Raw genomic sequence first — 1,200 nt, forward strand, 5'->3', positions numbered from 1 at the left:
ACCCGTTCAATCGCGATCGCAATACCCTGGCCAACGCCGATACACATCGTGCACAGCGCAAAACGGCCTTGCGTGCGATGCAACTGATACATCGCCGTAGTCACCAGACGCGCGCCGCTCATCCCGAGCGGGTGGCCGAGGGCGATCGCGCCGCCATTCGGATTCACGCGAGCGTCGTCGTCGGCCACGCCGAGTGCGCGCAGCACCGCGATGCCTTGCGAAGCGAAGGCCTCATTCAGTTCGATCACGTCGAATTGATCGATGGTCATGTCCAGGCGCGCCAGCAGTTTCTGCGTGGCGGGCGCGGGGCCGATGCCCATCACGCGCGGCGCGACGCCGGCCGTTGCGATACCCAGCACGCGAGCGCGCGGCGTGAGGCCGAAGCGCTTCGCCGTTTCTTCATTGGCCAGCAGCAGTGCCGCTGCGCCGTCGTTCACGCCCGACGCGTTGCCTGCCGTGACCGTGCCGTCCGGACGCACCACGCCCTTGAGCTTGGCGAGCGTTTCGAGGCTCGTTTCACGCGGATGCTCGTCTTGCAACACCGTGATCGGGTCGCCCTTCTTCTGCGCGATCGTCACGCCGACGATTTCCTGCGCGAGCGTGCCGTCGCGTTGCGCGCGCGCCGCTTTCTGCTGGCTGCGCAGCGCAAAAGCGTCCTGATCGGCGCGGCTGATGTTGTAGTCGGTCGCGACGTTTTCGCCGGTCTCCGGCATCGAATCGACACCGTACAGTTTCTTCATCAACGGGTTGACGAAACGCCAGCCGATGGTCGTGTCATAGATTTCGGCCTGACGCGAGAACGCGCTGGTTGCCTTACCCATCACGAACGGCGCGCGGCTCATGCTTTCCACACCGCCCGCCACCATCAACGCGGCCTCGCCCGACTTGATGGCGCGCGCGGCAATGCCGACGGCGTCCATGCCCGAGCCGCACAGACGATTCACCGTCGTGCCCGGCACGCCTTGCGGCAAACCGGCCAGCAACAGCGACATACGCGCGACGTTGCGGTTGTCGTCACCGGCCTGGTTCGCGCAGCCGTAGATCACGTCGTCGATCGCGTTCCAGTCGACGTCCTTGTTGCGCTCCATCAGCGCCTTGAGCGGCACCGCGCCCAGATCGTCGGCGCGCACCGACGACAGCGAACCCGCGTAGCGGCCGATGGGGGTGCGAATCGCGTCGCACAGGAATGCTTCGGTCATG

Annotated in this window: 1 protein-coding gene; it reads right to left on the reverse strand. The window is 65.9% G+C overall.

Annotation, left to right across the window (positions count from 1 at the left end):
* Positions 1-1,199: 3-oxoadipyl-CoA thiolase (pcaF, locus tag P0D68_RS35455; protein WP_408303729.1), on the reverse strand; the 1,199-nt coding region annotated here is incomplete at its 3' end.
* Position 1,200: the final 1 nt, after the last annotated feature.

Origin of the sequence: Paraburkholderia sp. RL17-380-BIE-A (genome assembly GCF_046028085.1) — a bacterium.
Taxonomy (GTDB): Bacteria; Pseudomonadota; Gammaproteobacteria; order Burkholderiales; family Burkholderiaceae; genus Paraburkholderia.